Origin of the sequence: Janthinobacterium sp. 344 (assembly GCF_900112025.1) — a bacterium.
Taxonomy (GTDB): Bacteria; Pseudomonadota; Gammaproteobacteria; order Burkholderiales; family Burkholderiaceae_D; genus Janthinobacterium.
Map to the genome: position 1 here is coordinate 86,002 of NZ_FOKL01000012.1, position 14,883 is coordinate 100,884.

Annotated in this window: 14 protein-coding genes; 7 read left to right on the top strand and 7 right to left on the bottom strand. The window is 63.7% G+C overall.

The annotated features are described in order from the left end of the window. The first annotated feature begins 4 nt into the window (after window positions 1-4). The 3 genes from BM193_RS25120 to BM193_RS25130 all read left to right on the top strand — a co-directional run bounded on the left by BM193_RS25120 (window position 5) and on the right by BM193_RS25130 (window position 1,975). On the top strand, window positions 5-676 hold the full coding sequence (locus BM193_RS25120) for a glutathione S-transferase (protein ID WP_092802891.1): 672 nt from the start codon (window positions 5-7) through the stop codon (window positions 674-676). Window positions 677-747: 71 nt separating this feature from the next. After that, window positions 748-1,521, top strand: coding sequence for a 5'-3' exonuclease (locus BM193_RS25125; protein WP_070220600.1), 774 nt, complete (start codon window positions 748-750; stop codon window positions 1,519-1,521). A 46-nt stretch (window positions 1,522-1,567) separates the two neighbouring features. After that, window positions 1,568-1,975, top strand: coding sequence for a response regulator (locus BM193_RS25130; protein ID WP_092803097.1), 408 nt, complete (start codon window positions 1,568-1,570; stop codon window positions 1,973-1,975). Here the strand turns inward: BM193_RS25130 and mnmA are convergent. After that, window positions 1,972-3,093, bottom strand: a complete 1,122-nt coding sequence (mnmA, locus tag BM193_RS25135) for a tRNA 2-thiouridine(34) synthase MnmA (RefSeq protein ID WP_092802888.1) — start codon at window positions 3,091-3,093, stop codon at window positions 1,972-1,974. The genes BM193_RS25130 and mnmA overlap by 4 nt on opposite strands. 28 nt (window positions 3,094-3,121) lie before the next feature. Further along, a complete protein-coding gene (locus tag BM193_RS25140; RefSeq protein WP_034745637.1) occupies window positions 3,122-3,601 on the bottom strand; it encodes an NUDIX hydrolase in 480 nt (159 codons plus the stop codon). 412 nt (window positions 3,602-4,013) lie between these two features. Between BM193_RS25140 and BM193_RS25145 the strand changes: the two genes are divergently transcribed. The 3 genes from BM193_RS25145 to BM193_RS25155 are packed head-to-tail and all read left to right on the top strand — an operon-like array spanning window position 4,014 to window position 6,928. After that, the gene (locus tag BM193_RS25145; RefSeq protein WP_092802885.1) at window positions 4,014-5,126 is read left to right on the top strand and encodes a Re/Si-specific NAD(P)(+) transhydrogenase subunit alpha; all 1,113 of its coding nucleotides are present in this window, start codon (window positions 4,014-4,016) and stop codon (window positions 5,124-5,126) included. 24 nt (window positions 5,127-5,150) lie between these two features. After that, window positions 5,151-5,465 carry an NAD(P) transhydrogenase subunit alpha part 2 gene (locus BM193_RS25150; RefSeq protein ID WP_034745644.1) on the top strand — a complete coding sequence of 105 codons (315 nt, stop codon included), beginning with the start codon at window positions 5,151-5,153 and terminating at the stop codon, window positions 5,463-5,465. 8 nt (window positions 5,466-5,473) lie between these two features. Continuing rightward, window positions 5,474-6,928, top strand: a complete 1,455-nt coding sequence (locus BM193_RS25155) for an NAD(P)(+) transhydrogenase (Re/Si-specific) subunit beta (RefSeq protein ID WP_092803094.1) — start codon at window positions 5,474-5,476, stop codon at window positions 6,926-6,928. A 51-nt stretch (window positions 6,929-6,979) separates the two neighbouring features. Here the strand turns inward: BM193_RS25155 and BM193_RS25160 are convergent, their stop codons facing one another. The 5 genes from BM193_RS25160 to BM193_RS25180 all read right to left on the bottom strand — a co-directional run bounded on the left by BM193_RS25160 (window position 6,980) and on the right by BM193_RS25180 (window position 12,493). Next, complete coding sequence (locus BM193_RS25160) at window positions 6,980-7,924, bottom strand: GGDEF domain-containing protein (RefSeq protein WP_092802882.1); 945 nt, start codon at window positions 7,922-7,924, stop codon at window positions 6,980-6,982. A gap of 110 nt (window positions 7,925-8,034) precedes the next feature. Next, a complete protein-coding gene (locus BM193_RS25165; protein ID WP_092802879.1) occupies window positions 8,035-9,177 on the bottom strand; it encodes an FAD-dependent monooxygenase in 1,143 nt (380 codons plus the stop codon). 9 nt (window positions 9,178-9,186) lie between these two features. Beyond that, window positions 9,187-10,509 carry an aminopeptidase P N-terminal domain-containing protein gene (locus tag BM193_RS25170; RefSeq protein WP_175533422.1) on the bottom strand — a complete coding sequence of 441 codons (1,323 nt, stop codon included), beginning with the start codon at window positions 10,507-10,509 and terminating at the stop codon, window positions 9,187-9,189. Continuing rightward, window positions 10,509-11,228: an N-acetylmuramate alpha-1-phosphate uridylyltransferase MurU gene (murU, locus tag BM193_RS25175; RefSeq protein WP_092802873.1), complete on the bottom strand. Its 720-nt coding sequence runs from the start codon at window positions 11,226-11,228 to the stop codon at window positions 10,509-10,511. Before murU ends, BM193_RS25170 begins: the two co-directional genes overlap by 1 nt. A 197-nt stretch (window positions 11,229-11,425) precedes the next feature. Further along, window positions 11,426-12,493 carry an aminoglycoside phosphotransferase family protein gene (locus tag BM193_RS25180; RefSeq protein WP_092802870.1) on the bottom strand — a complete coding sequence of 356 codons (1,068 nt, stop codon included), beginning with the start codon at window positions 12,491-12,493 and terminating at the stop codon, window positions 11,426-11,428. A 99-nt stretch (window positions 12,494-12,592) separates the two neighbouring features. Between BM193_RS25180 and BM193_RS25185 the strand changes: the two genes are divergently transcribed. Beyond that, window positions 12,593-14,842 (top strand): LPS-assembly protein LptD, encoded by a 2,250-nt coding sequence (locus BM193_RS25185; RefSeq protein WP_092802867.1) that lies wholly within the window; start codon window positions 12,593-12,595, stop codon window positions 14,840-14,842. Window positions 14,843-14,883: the final 41 nt, after the last annotated feature.

Consider the following 14,883-nt stretch of genomic DNA (forward strand, 5'->3'; position numbering starts at 1 on the left):
AACCATGATCGTCGTCCACCATCTGAACAATTCGCGCTCGCAGCGCGTGCTCTGGCTGCTTGAAGAACTGGGCCTCGAGTACGAGGTCAAGCGCTACCAGCGCGACCCGAAAACCATGCTGGCCCCCGCCTCGCTGAAGGCCGTGCATCCGCTGGGCAAGTCGCCCGTGATCACGGACGGCGCCAACACGATCGCCGAGTCGGGCGCCATCATCGACTACCTGGTCGAGCGCTACGGCAATGGCCGCCTGGTGCCGGCGGCGGGTACGCCGGACAAGCTGCGCTGGACCTACTGGCTGCATTTCGCGGAAGGCTCGGCCATGCCGCCGCTGCTGATGAAGCTGGTGTTCGACAAGATCGAAGCGTCGCCCATGCCATTTTTTGTGAAACCGATCGCGCGCGGCATCGCCAGCAAGGTCAAGAACAGCTTCATCCTGCCGAACATCAACAGCCAGCTGGCCTACATGGAAGCGGAGCTGGAAAAAGAAAAATGGTTTGCCGGCAATGAGTTCTCGGCGGCCGACATCCAGATGAGCTTTCCGCTGGAGGCGGCCGCCATGCGCGGCGGCCTCGATGCGCGCCTGCCGAAGCTGACGGCCTTTTTGCAGCGCATCCACGCGCGCCCGGCCTACCAGCGCGCGCTGGAAAAGGGCGGACCTTATGATTTTGCAAAGTAAGCGGCGTTGACGGGCGATGCGCGGGGCGCCATACGGTAAAATGATCGATTCAACCAGTATCCACTTACCGCATGGCCAGACTCCTCGCTATCGACGGCTTGAATATCGTACGCCGCGTCTACGAAGCCAGTCCTGAACCCGATTCCGACCTGAAGGCGGAGATCGCGCTGCGCCATGCGCTGTCGTCGTTCCGCACCCTCATCAACGACCACGAGCCGACGCACATCCTGCCGGCCTTCGACTTTGGCGGTCCCACCTGGCGCCACGCCCTGTATGCGGGCTACCGCGAGGGCCGCCAGCCCATGCCGCAAGTGCTGCGCGACGCCTTGCCCGGTTTTTACGCCACCCTGGCCAGCTTCGGCATGCACGTGGTCAGCATTCCCGAGGTCGAGGCCGACGACGTGATCGGCACGGCCGTCATGCGCTGGCTGCACGAGGGGCGCGGCGCGGCCGTCATCGCCACCACCGACAAGGATCTGCACGGCCTGATCGCCCACGGCGCGCTGGTGTGGGACCACTTCAAGGGCGTCTGGCACGACCACGCCTGGGTCGAGAAAAAGTTTGGCGTGCCGCCGGAACTGCTGCCCGACCTGCTGGCGCTGATGGGCGACGTCACGGACAGCATCCCCGGCGTGTCGAAGATCGGCCTGAAAACCGGGGCGAAACTGTTGCGTGCTTACGGCAATATCGACGCCGTGATGGCCGGCGCGGGGATTTTGCCCGGTGCGCTCGGTGAAAGCCTGCGAAAAGAGCGGGAAATACTGTATCTTTCAAGAAAGTTGGTCGAACTCAAGACGGATGTCACGCTGGGTGTCACCTGGAACAAGCTGGCCTGGGAAAAGTAACGCGCAACGCAAGACAAGAACAATCAAGCAAGGGAAGTAAATCATGATGTTAAAGGCAGTCCTGATCGATAGCAGCGCCGTGGCGCGCGGCCTGCTGAACACGGTCCTGACCGATGGCGGCTACGATGTCTGCGGCCAGACGCATACCAGCGCGCTGGGACTGGCGCTGCTGGTCAAGCACCGGCCGCATTTCGTGTGCATCGCGCGCGAACAGGTGGAAGATGGAACGAATGTGGTGCAGACCATCCGCGAACAGTATCCGAAGACGCTGATCTTCATGATCTCGGGCGGCATCGACGCCGCCTCGCTGCAGGCGGCGCACGCCATGGGCGTGTCGGGCTTCATCGTGAAGCCCTTCATGGCCGACACGGTCCTGAAAACCGTGCGCAATACGGTGATCGCCATGGTGCGCAAGCAGCAGGCCCTGGCCGCCGCCGCGCAGGGCAACTCCTAGCTGCCGGCCAAGCCTGTGGCGCTGGCGATGATGCCGCCGCCCAGGCACACGTCGCCGTCATACAGCACGGCCGACTGGCCCGGCGTGACGGCCCATTGCGCCTGGTCGAAGGCCAGGCTGAAGTGCTCATTCCCGCTTGGTAGCAGCTGGCAGGCCACGTCGGCCTGGCGGTAGCGCGTCTTGGCGCTCAAGGGGCCCGCCTGCGGCGCGCTGCCTGCGATCCAGCTGGCCTGATCGGCCGTCAAGGATGGCGACAGCAGCCACGGATGGTCGTGGCCCTGCACCACGTACAGGGTGTTGTTGGCGATATCCTTGCGCGCCACGTACCAGGCGTCGCTGCTGCCGTCCGCGTTCTGGTACGACTTCACGCCGCCGATGCCGATGCCCTTGCGCTGGCCCAGCGTATAAAAACTCAGGCCCACGTGCTCGCCCACGGTCTTGCCGTCCGCCGTTTTCATCGGGCCCGGCTTGTACGACAGGTAGCGGTTCAGGAATTCGCGGAACGGGCGCTCGCCGATGAAGCAGATGCCCGTCGAATCCTTTTTCTGCGCATTCGGCAGGGCCAGTTTCTCGGCGATCTGGCGCACTTGCGTCTTCGGGATTTCACCGAGCGGGAACAAAGTCTTGGACAGCTGCGCCTGGTTCAGGCGGTGCAGGAAGTAGCTTTGATCCTTGCTGGCGTCGACGGCCTTCAGCAGCTCGTAGCGGCCCGCGTCCGTCGGCGCCTGGCGCACGCGCGCATAGTGGCCCGTGGCGATCAGGTCGGCGCCCAGGGTCATGGCGTGGTCGAGGAAAGCCTTGAACTTGATTTCGGCGTTGCACAGCACGTCCGGGTTCGGCGTGCGGCCGGCCTGGTATTCGCGCAGGAAGTCGGCGAAGACGCGGTCCTTGTATTCGGAAGCGAAATTGACGGCTTCGATATCGACGCCGATGACGTCGGCCACGCTGGCCGCGTCGATCCAGTCCTGGCGCGTGGAGCAGTATTCCGAATCGTCGTCATCTTCCCAGTTTTTCATGAACAGGCCGATGACTTCATAGCCTTGTTCCTTCAGCATCCATGCCGCGACCGAGGAATCGACCCCGCCCGACATGCCGATCACGACTTTCTTCTTGCTCATCTTGCTTTCCAGTTACTTGTAGAGAGTGCTATGCGCTGTTAAAAACGGACGCATGCGTGTGCAGCAGGGCCAGCGGCGCGCGCCGGCCGGCCAGGTATTCGTCCACGCACTGCAGCACCAGCGGGCTGCGGTGGCGCTCCTGGCACGCCGCCAGTTCGTCGCGTGTCATCCACAGGGTGCGGATGATGCCTTCGTCCAGCGGGCGGTCATGTTCGGCCCCGGCCGTGCCGCAAAAGGTGAAGCGCAAATACGTCACGTCCTCGCCCGTGCGCAGCGACTGATAGCGCGACATGTACATGCCGACCAGTGCCGTGGGGATGAAATCGTAGGCCGCTTCTTCCAGCGTTTCGCGGATCACCGCCTGCTCCAGCGACTCGAACGGGTCGAGGTGGCCGGCTGGTTGATTGATCTTGATGCCTTCGCTGGTCTCTTCTTCAATCAGTAAAAACAGGCCATCGCGCTCGACGATGGCGGCAACGGTGACAGAGGGTTTCCAGATTCTCGGCATGATTCCATCCTTGAAAGAGCCGACATTTTATCTTGTTCTGCGCGCGCGGTTTGAAGCCGGCCTTTTGTTGCGCGGACATATTGATAAATGACAACGTTTTAGCAAATAGCGGTGGGAGGTACTTACGTCTTTCCCTGGGCGCGCACTAGCATGGGGACTCGGGCGGCAAGATGGCAGGAAGCGCCCGCTAATATAGGCTTTCCCCGTGGTCAAAACAAGCGCGCACGTTCACTGGACTGTGGTGAGATTGACACACCTTTCCCACAATATGGTCGCCGCGCCGCATGGTGAAACGAATGTTGTTGTAGCGGGGAAATTAGTGTCGTACGACTAAAAGTTGCTGGTTCACAAACGTTTAACGCGCTGCTTTCCGTGTTAGATTCTAGTCAGTTTATCAATTAGCGGAGGCATCATGAGGATAGGCATACCGGCCGAATCGCGGCCCGGTGAGACCCGGGTGGCAGCGACGCCCGAGACAGTCAAGAAACTGGCGGCCAAGCATCAGGTCGTCGTACAGGCGGGGGCCGGCGTGCAAGCGTCGATCACCGACGAGGCCTATGCGGCCGCCGGCGCGCAGATCGGCACAGCCGAGGAAGCCTATGGCTGCGCCATCGTGCTCAAGGTGCGCGCGCCGGACGCCGGCGAGCGCGCCCTGATGGCCAGCGGTACTGTGCTGATCGGCATGCTGAACCCGTTCGACGCGGACAATATCGCCGCCATGGCTGGCGCGGGCCTGTCCGCCTTCGCCCTGGAAGCCGTGCCGCGCATCACGCGCGCGCAGTCGATGGACGTGCTGTCGTCGCAGGCGAACATCGCCGGCTACAAGGCCGTGCTGGTGGCGGCCAACACCTATCAGCGCTTCATGCCGATGCTGATGACGGCGGCCGGCACCGTCAAGGCGGCCCGCGTGCTGATCATGGGCGTGGGCGTGGCCGGCTTGCAGGCGATCGCCACGGCCAAGCGCCTGGGCGCCGTGATCGAGGCGTCCGACGTGCGCCCGCCCGTCAAGGAGCAGGTGGAGTCCTTGGGCGCCAAGTTCCTCGACGTGCCGTTCCTGACCGATGAGGAAAAAGACATCGCCAAGGGCTCGGGCGGCTATGCGCGCGCCATGCCGGCCGACTGGATGCGCCGCCAGGCGGAGCTGGTGCACGAGCGGGCGAAACTGGCCGACATCATCATCACCACCGCGCTGATCCCCGGCCGCGCCGCGCCCGTGCTGATCTCCGAAGAGACGGTGAAAGCCATGAAGCCCGGTTCCGTCATCGTCGACCTGGCCGTGGAGCAGGGCGGCAACTGCCCCTTGTCCGAGCTGGGCAAGACCGTGGTGAAACATGGCGTCTACATCGTGGGCGAGCCGAACCTGGCTACCCTGGTGGCGGCCGATGCCTCGGCCCTGTATGCGCGCAACGTGCTGGACTTTTTAAAGCTCATCATCGACAAGGACGATCAATTGCTGATCGACCGCGAGGATGAAATCATCAAGGCCAGCCTGGTTTGCGCGGGCAATGACATCCTCAGAAAATAACCCGGCGCCGGAGAGAACAACATCATGGAAATCAGTCACACCATCACTAACCTGATCATCTTCGTGCTGGCCATTTATGTCGGCTACCACGTCGTCTGGACCGTCACGCCGGCGCTGCACACGCCGCTGATGGCCGTCACCAACGCCATTTCCGCCATCATCATCGTCGGCGCCATGCTGGCGGCCGGCCTGACGGATGGCCCGCTGGCGCAAGTGGCCGGCACCCTGGCCGTGGCCCTGGCCGCCGTCAACGTGTTTGGCGGCTTCCTCGTCACGCAGCGCATGCTCGAAATGTTCCGTAAAAAAGAACCGAAGGCCAAGCAAGGAGCGAAAGAATGAGCCATGCCATGAGTTTCGTCACCATGAACCTGGTGACGATGATGTACCTGATCGCTTCCGTATGCTTCATCCAGGCCTTGAAAGGCTTGTCGTCGCCGTCGACGGCGCGCCGCGGCAATGCCTTCGGCATGAGCGGCATGGCGATTGCCGCCGTCACCACCGTGGCGCTGATCCTGAAGCTGAAGGAGCAGCAGACGGGCGGCATGGGCCTGACCCTCGTCATCATCGGCATCGTCACTGGCGGCGCCATCGGCGCCTACCTGGCGAAGACCGTGGAAATGACGAAGATGCCGGAGCTGGTGGCGGCCATGCACTCGCTGATCGGCCTGGCGGCCGTGTGCATCGCCGTGGCGGCCGTGTCGGAACCGTGGGCCTTCAATATCGCCCAGCAAGGCCAGGCGCTGCCCATCGGCAACCGCTTCGAGCTGTTCATCGGCACCTTTGTCGGCGCCATCACGTTTTCCGGTTCGGTGATCGCCTTCGGCAAGCTGTCGGGCAAATACAAGTTCCGCCTGTTCCAGGGCGCGCCCGTCAGCTTCAAGGGCCAGCACATGCTCAACCTGGTGCTGGCGCTGGTGATGGTGGCCCTGGGCCTGGCGTTCTGCTTCGCCGATGGCGTCGAACCCGCGTGGACGCCGTTCATCATCATGGCCCTGATCGCCTTTGCGCTGGGCGTGCTGATCATCATCCCCATCGGCGGCGCCGACATGCCGGTGGTGGTGTCGATGCTCAACAGTTATTCGGGCTGGGCCGCGGCCGGCATCGGTTTTTCGCTGAATAACTCGATGCTGATCATCGCCGGTTCGCTCGTGGGGTCCTCGGGCGCCATCCTCTCGTACATCATGTGCAAGGCCATGAACCGCTCGTTCTTCAACGTCATCCTGGGCGGCTTCGGCGGCGATGCGCCGGCCGCAGGCAGCGCGGGCACGCAGGAACAGCGCCCCGTGAAATCGGGTTCGGCCGACGATGCCGCCTTCATCATGGGCAATGCGGAAACCGTCATCATCGTGCCCGGCTACGGCCTGGCCGTGGCGCGCGCGCAGCATTCGCTCAAGGAACTGGTGGAAAAGCTCACGCACAAGGGCGTCACCGTCAAGTATGCGATCCACCCGGTGGCGGGGCGCATGCCGGGCCACATGAACGTGCTGCTGGCCGAAGCGGAAGTGCCGTACGACCAGGTCTTCGAGATGGAGGACATCAACGGCGAATTCGGCCAGACGGACGTGGTGCTGGTGCTGGGCGCGAATGACGTGGTCAACCCGGCGGCGAAGGACCCGAAATCGCCGATCGCCGGCATGCCCATCCTGGAAGCGTATAAAGCCAAGAGCATCATCGTCAACAAGCGTTCGATGGCGTCCGGCTATGCGGGTCTGGACAATGAACTGTTCTACCAGCCGAACACGATGATGGTGTTTGGCGATGCGAAAAAGGTGATCGAGGATATGCTCAAGGCCGTCGAGTAAGGCCATGCCTTGGTCAACAGAAGACGGCCCGCCTTGCGCGGGCCGTTTTGTTCATGCTGCCGCCACCACCTTGTTGCGTCCCTGGTGCTTGGCCGCATACAGGGCCTTGTCCGCTTCCGACATGGCCGCGTCCAGGCTGGCGCCTTTCATCAGCGGCGCCAGGCCGATGCTGATGGTGACGTGCAGCGGCGTGCCGTCGGGCAGCACGGTGACGGCGGCGGCCACCGCCGCGCGGATGCGTTCGGCCACCTTGTACGCCTGCTTCAGGGTCGCGTCGGGGAACAGCAGGCCGAATTCCTCGCCGCCCAGGCGCGCCGCCACGTCGGTCACGCGGCCCGTGTCGCGCAGCACCTGCGCCACGTTGCGCAGCACGGCGTCGCCCACGGCATGGCCATGGCGGTCGTTGATTTTCTTGAAGTGGTCGAGGTCGGCCACGCCCACCGTCAGGGCGGTGCCGCTGCGCGCCGCGCGCGCCATCGCCTGCTCGGCCTGGGCTTCATAGGCGCGCCGGTTCGGCAGCGCCGTCAGGGCATCGTACAGCGCCTGCTGCTCCAGCTGCGCCAGCAGGCTGGCGTTCTTGGCCGCCAGTTCGCGCCGTTCGCGCACGTCGAGCAGAAAGGCGCCGAAATAGCGCATGCCGTCCACCACGCCCAGGTCCAGCGCCTTCATCTCGATGGGGATCATCTGCGCATTGCGGTGGCGGATGGCGAATTCGCGGATTTTTCCCAGCACGCTGGAGGTGCGCGAGCTGCGGATGTAATTGATCACGTGGTTGTCGTGCTGCGCGGCGACGGCGTCGGGCAGCAGGCCGTTCAAGGTCTGGCCCAGCAATTCACCGCTGGCATAGCCCGACAGCGCCTGCATGGCGCCATTGATGTAACGGATGCGGCACTGCTCGTCAATGATGATGACGGCGTCGAGGGCGTCTTCCAGCAGGCGGGAAAAAAGGACTTCCGGAAGAGCGGCAGGAGGGGCTGCGGGGATTGCATCTGTCATGGAACGGTCGCCAAAAACCAGGTGAGGCCCATTGTCGCATCCGCGGGCCGTTTATTCCATGCCGGATAATCCCGCTGTTTCTTTTTCGCCCGTCGCCGCGGGAGCGGGACTCAGCGGCGGCCGTACATCATCAGTTCCGCCAGCGTCTTGCGCGCAGGGGGACAGGCATCCAGCAAGCCCAGCGACAGGCCCAGCAAGCCCTGCGTGGGCGCGCTGCCCGTGAAGATGCGCGCCATGGTGTCGGTCACGCGCACGGTCAGCCCCCGGTCCGCCTGGCGCAGGGCCGCATAGCGTTCCAGGCCGGCCGGGCTGCTGTCCTGCGTCAGGACGCGGGACAGCACGGCGGCGTCGCGCAAGCCCAGGTTCAGGCCTTGTCCCGCCACCGGATGCAGGGTTTGCGCCGCATTGCCGATGGCGACCGTGCGCGCCGTGCCGCCCGCCTGCGCGTTCAGGCCCAGTGGATACGCCAGGCGCGGCGTGGTGTGGGTAAAACGTCCCAGGCGGCTGCCGAAGGCCGCGCCCAGGCGTGCCAAAAAGGCGGCATCGTCGAGCGCCAGCAGCTGCTCGGCGCGCGTGGGCGGCACGCACCAGACCAGCGCGTAGCCATCGTCCTGCGGCAGCAGGGCCAGCGGCCCTTCGTCCGTAAAGCGCTCATACGCGCGGTGCGCGATGGGGCTGCTCGTGCGCACATGGGCAATGATGGCGCTCTGGCCATAGTCGCGGCTGACGGCGCGCTCCGGCTGCTGGCCGAACAGGCCGCCTTCGGCCTGCACCAGCAGGCTGGCGCGCAGGCTGGCGGCGGCGCCATCCTGCTCGAATTGCACCGACACGCCGTCGGCGTCTTCCGCGCTGCCCGTGACGAGGGCCGGGCGCAAGCTGGCCACGCCCAGGCGCGCGCAGACGTCGGCCAGCACGCCGACCACGGCGCCATAGCGCGCCACGTAGCCGAGCGCCTCGACGCCATGTTCCGCGCGGTCCATCAGGCTGCGCCCAAACCGGCCGCGGCGCGACACGTGAATGTCGTGGATCGGCGTCGCCTCCACGGGCCAGGCGCCCGCTTCCTCGAGAATCTGGCGGCTGCCGTGCGACAGGGCGATGGTGCGCGGATCGCGCCTGGCCTGCTCGATGGACTTGGCGTCAAGCAGGGCGATGCCGGCGGCGCGCGCGCCACGCTGCACCAGCAGGGCGGCCAGCGCCATGCCGACGGGGCCGGCGCCGCAGATGGCGAGATCGAAAGTGGACGGTGTATGCATGCGGCGGCGTTAATCCTGTGACATCAGTTGTTCGATTTCAGCCACGCTCTTGGGCGCCGTGCTGAAAACTTCATGGCCTTGCGGCGTGACCAGCACGTCGTCCTCGATGCGGATGCCCGTATGCCAGAACTGTTCCGGCACGCCCGCGCCGGGACGCACGTAGATGCCCGGTTCCACCGTCAGCACCATGCCCGCTTCGAGGGGGCGCCATGGCTTGCCGGGCGCGCCCGTGTCGCGGTAGGCGCCCACGTCGTGCACGTCCATGCCCAGCCAGTGGCTGGTGCCGTGCATATAGAAGGGCAGGTAGCTCTTGTCGGCGATGACGTCCTGCGCGCTGCCGCTTTTTTGCCGGTCCAGCAAGCCCAGGTCCAGCATGCCCTGCGCCAGCACCTGCACGGCCGCTTCGTGGATGGCGCTGTGCGGCAGGCCGGGGCGCACCATGTCCAGCGCCGCCTGCTGCGCCGCCAGCACCAGTTCATACAGGGCCCGCTGCGGGCCGCTGAAGCGGCCGTTGACGGGATACGTGCGCGTGATGTCGGAGGCGTAGCCGTCGAGTTCGCAGCCGGCGTCGATCAAGACCAGCTCGCCGTCTTTCAATACCGCGTTGTTGGCGCTGTAATGCAGGATGCAGGCGTTGTCGCCGCCGGCCACGATCGAGGAGTAGGCGGGAAATTGCGCGCCGCTGCGGCGAAATTCGTACAGCAGCTCCGCTTCCAGCGCGTATTCGTGCAGGCCGGGCCGCGTGGCGCGCATGGCGCGCGCGTGCGCCGCGCTGGAGATGGCGGCGGCGCGGCGCATCAGCTGCTGTTCTTCCGGGTCTTTCAGCAGGCGCATGGCGTCGAGCATGCCATGGATGTCATGCGCGATGGCCGGCGCCGTGACGCCGCTGCGCGCCTTCTGGCGCACATTGTTTCGCCACACCTTGACCTGCGCATCGAGGCTGCCGCCCAGCGCATAGTAAATGGCGGGGGCGTCAGCCAGCAGGCGCGTCATTTCCGCATCGAGTTCCTCGATGGGGAAGGCCGCGTCAAAGCCGAAGGTGGCGCGCGCCGCCTCGGGACCATGGCGGAAACCATCCCAGATTTCGCGTTCCGTGTTCTTGGCGCGGCAAAACAGGATGGCGCGCGCGGGCGCCGTGGCGCTGGCGGCCACCAGGGCCACGGCGCTGTCGGGCTCCGTAAAACCGCTGAGGTAATAAAAATAGCTGTCGTGGCGGTACGGATAATCGCAATCGCTGTTGCGCGGCACTTCGGGCGCCGTGGCGAGGATGGCCACGCCGCCGGGCAGCATCTGCGCCAGCAGCGCCGCGCGCCGCGCCGCGTAGTTGGCCATCATGCCGCCGGCGCCCTGGCTGTCGCGCCGTTGAGCGCGTCGAGCTGCTTTGGGGTGCCGACATTGGTCCACTCGCCCGTATACACTTCGCCGCCCACGCGGCCCTGGTCCGCATACTGGCGCAGCAGGTCGCCCAGCCTGGCGTGGCTGCCCGGCGCGATGCCGTCGAACATCTCGGGACGGTAGACGCCGATGTTGGCGAAGGTCCATTTGGGCTCGTCCGTATTGTTGATCGAGAACAAGGTCAGGCCGAAGTCGCCTTTCGGGTGAAAGTCGGGATTGGGCACCAGGTAGGTCCAGGCGATGTCGCGCTGGTCGGCCGGGTACGGCGTGCCCAGCACATCCTTGTCGGCCAGCACGTCGAGCACTTGCTTGAAATCAAAATAGGGGCAATAGATGTCGCCGGAAATGGCGAGGAACGGTTCCTCGCCCAGCAGGTGGCGCGCCTGGGCGATGCCGCCCGCCGTTTCCAGCGGGGTGGTCTCGGGCGAGTAGGCGATGCGCGCGCCATACGCGCTGCCGTCGCCCAGGGTTTCCTCGATCAGGTGGCCCAGGTGCGCATGGTTGATGACGATGTCCGTGATGCCGGCGCGCACCAGGTTCAGCACGTGCCAGACGATCAGCGGACGGCCGCGCACTTTCAGCAGCGGTTTGGGGCAGGTATCGGTGAGCGGACGCATCCGTTCACCGCGGCCTGCGGCGAAGATCATGGCTTTCATGGTGGAACTCGTTTTCTGTGTCGTTCGGTAAAGGTTGCGTGGCACGAGCCGCACAATAAGTTAATTCTGCAGTTACGACACCGGACAAAACCGTAGCGAGCGGCAGTGATTTGTGGCCGAGAAGCGCAACCGTACTGGAGTACGGTGAGCATCGCCGGCCGCAAAGCGCGACGCGCAGTAGGTTTTGGCCGGTGTCATCAGAATGTGTAGCCCACTTGTGGGGTCTTATTTTCCAGCGCGTCCAATAAGCGCACCAGCGGCTTGAGTTCCGTGTAGCGGTTGGCCGTCTTGCGCACGTAGTCGAGCACGGTTGGCAGGTCGCCCATGTACAGGTCCTTGCCGTCGCGGTAATTCAGGCGCGCGAACAGGCCGAGGATTTTCAGGTGGCGCTGCAGGGCCGTGAATTCGAAATCGCGGTAAAAGGCATCGATGTCGGGATTCACTGGCAAGCCCAGCTGCTTGGCGCGCTGCCAGTAGCGGATCACCCAGTCCAGCACCAGCTCCTCGTCCCACTGGATATACGCGTCGCGCAGCAGCGAGGCGATGTCGTAGGTGACGGGACCGAAGACGGCGTCCTGGAAATCGAGGATGCCGGGATTCGGGATCGAACCATCGTTGATGTGCATCAAATTGCGCGAGTGGTAGTCGCGGTGCATGAATACTTGCTGTTGCGACAAGATATTCGCCGTGATGGCTTCGAAGACCTTGTCCAGCTGGGTCTGTTGTACATCCGTCAAGGTGGCGCCCAGGTGCTTGCCGATGAACCATTCCGGGAACAGATGCATTTCGCGCAGGATGAAGGCACGGTCGAATTCGGGCAGCACGTCGGGCTGGCTGGCCAGCTGGATTTTCATCAAGGATTCCAGCGCTTCGGCGTACAGCACGCTGGCGTTGTCATGGTTCAGGGCATCGAGGTAGGTGGTCGTGCCCAGGTCGGACAGCAGCAGGAAGCCGTTGTCCAGGTCTTGCGCGATGATCTCGGGCACGGACACGCCGGCCGCTTTCAGCAAGCCGGCCACCTTGACAAAGGCGGGCACGTTTTCGCGCTCGGGCGGCGCATCCATGGCGATCAGTGTGCTTCCTGGCAATGTTGTGTTGCCTGGCAGCACGTCGAGACGGTAGTAGCGGCGGAAGCTGGCATCGCTGGAAGCGGGGCGGGCAGATTCGGGCGCGACGAGGTTCAGCGAGGTCAACCAGGCTTTCAACAGGGTCAGGCGAGCGTCGGCTTGGGCTGGCGCGGTGGAGGAATTGGAAGAGAATGACATTAAGCGGCCTGTGGAATCGGGTTGATGGTGCGTATTCCCATATAATAAGGGATTCAAATTAAAAAATCGCCTGTCAATGGTGCTTGCCCCTTCCAATTCATGAGCTGGTTTTCGGCCTCCCCCCCTTCGCAGCGCTGGGCTTTCGCCATCAGCGCGCTCGTCGCCGCCACGACGGTGCCTGTTCACGCCCAGAAGGCACCGCGTCCCGTGCATGTGGAAGACCCGGACGCGCCTACCGTCATGACGGCGGAAAGCATGAACGGGCGACCGGAACGGGAGATCAATCTTGACAATAATGTCGTGATTGAACGCGGAAAAACCACAAAAATGACGGCCGATACAGCTTGTTACAAACAAGTTGAAGATCAGTTCGAGGCGGAAGGCCATATCAAGATGTGGCGTTTCGGCAATTACTACACGGGCGACGTGCTGAAGCTGAACATGGAGACGGGCAAGGGTTTCCTGCTCAATCCCACTTACCGCTTCGAAGTGGGCGGCGGCCAGGGCAAGGCCGAGCGCGTCGACTTCATCAATCCCGACGAGGCCAATGTCATCGACGGGACCTACAGTACCTGCGAAGGACCGAATCCGGACTGGTACCTGAAGTCGAGCACCCTGAACCTCGATACGGGCCGCGACGTGGGCACCGGCAGCAAGACCATCATTTATTTCAAGGACGTGCCGATCCTGGGCACGCCGGGCATCTCGTTCTCGCTGTCGGGCGCGCGCCGCTCGGGCTGGCTGGCGCCCACGCCAGGCTTTGCATCGAAGAACGGTTTTGAGCTGACGGTACCGTATTACGTGAACATCGCGCCGAACCGCGACCTGACCCTGTACCCGAAATATATCCAGCGGCGCGGCATTCAGCTCGGTGCCGTCGGGCGCTACATGGGCGAGACGGATGCCGGTTTGTACAGCGGCGAGACCTCGATCGAATACCTGCCGAACGACAAGCAGACCAAGACCGACCGCTACATGATCAAGTCCAAGCATGAACAGGCGCTGGCCAAAGGCTGGACCTATGCCTGGGATCTGCGCGAAGCGTCCGACAACAATTACCCGAACGATTTTTCGAAAAACGTGGCCAGCGCCACCGAGCGCCAGCTGCTGCGCGAACTGCGTACCGATTATCGTACGGAAGACTGGAGCCTGACGGCGCGCGTGCAGAATTACCAGGTACTGCAGGATCCGGACGCGATCACCGATCCCAGCCTTTTCGTGACCCGCCCGTATGACCGTTTGCCATCGGTGAATTTCCACGCCGGTAAATATGACGTCTGGGGCGGTTTTGACTGGAGCTTCGATGCGGAAGCGACGCGTTTCTCGCACCCGACCCTGGTGCAGGGGTCGCGCGTGGTGGCCGTGCCGCAAGTGAGTTTCCCCATCGTCCGGCCTGGCTATTTCGTCACGCCCAAGCTGATGCTGAACGCCAGCGCCTACCAGCTCGACAACAATGCCACGACCAAGGCGCAGTTCCCGAATACCTCGTTGACGCGCGCCGTGCCGACGTTCTCGGTCGACAGCGGCCTGGTGTTTGAACGCGACACGAACCTGTTTGGTTCCAAGGGCGGCACGCAGACGCTGGAGCCGCGCCTGTTCTACGTCTACACGCCGTACCGCGACCAGTCGCAGTTCCCGAATTTCGATACGGCCAATGGCACCTTCAACCTGACGCAGATCTTCACGGAAAACCGCTTCGTTGGCAGCGACCGTATCGGCGATGCGAACCAGGTCACGGCCGCCGTTGTCTCGCGCTTCCTGCAGCCGGACGGCGCCGAGCGCATGCGCCTGACCTTCGGCCAGCGTTTCTACTTCGCCGACCAGCGCGTGCAGCTCGATTCGAGCACGCCCGTCAACCAGTCGCGCTCGGATATCCTGCTGGCGGCAACGGGCCGCGTGTCGGAGACTTGGACCGTCGACAGCCTGGTGCAGTACAATCCCAGCGATCGCCAGCTGATGAGTTACAACTACAGCTTGCAGTATCAGCCCGGTCCGAAAAAAGTATTGAATTTCAGTAATCGTTTCCAACGTGGCAGCTTGCGCAATGCGGAAGTGTCGACCCAATGGCCGTTGACGGACCGCCTGTATGGCGTGGGCCGCATCAGTTACTCGTTGCTGGACCGGCGCATGCTGGAAAGCCTGATCGGCCTGGAATACAAGGGCGATTGCTGGGTATTTCGCATGGGGGCGCAGCGTTTCGTGACCTCGGCGAGGAATGCCTCGACGCCGATCTTCTTCCAGCTGGAATTGACGGGCTTGTCGAATGGCCTGGGCCTGGGGGCGAATGGCCTGGAAACATTTACCAAAACCATCCCTGGTTATCAGGCACTGAGCCAGCCACTCCGTTAAGATGGTCACCGTTGCCGCCGCCGGACTCCCCGGCGCTGGCA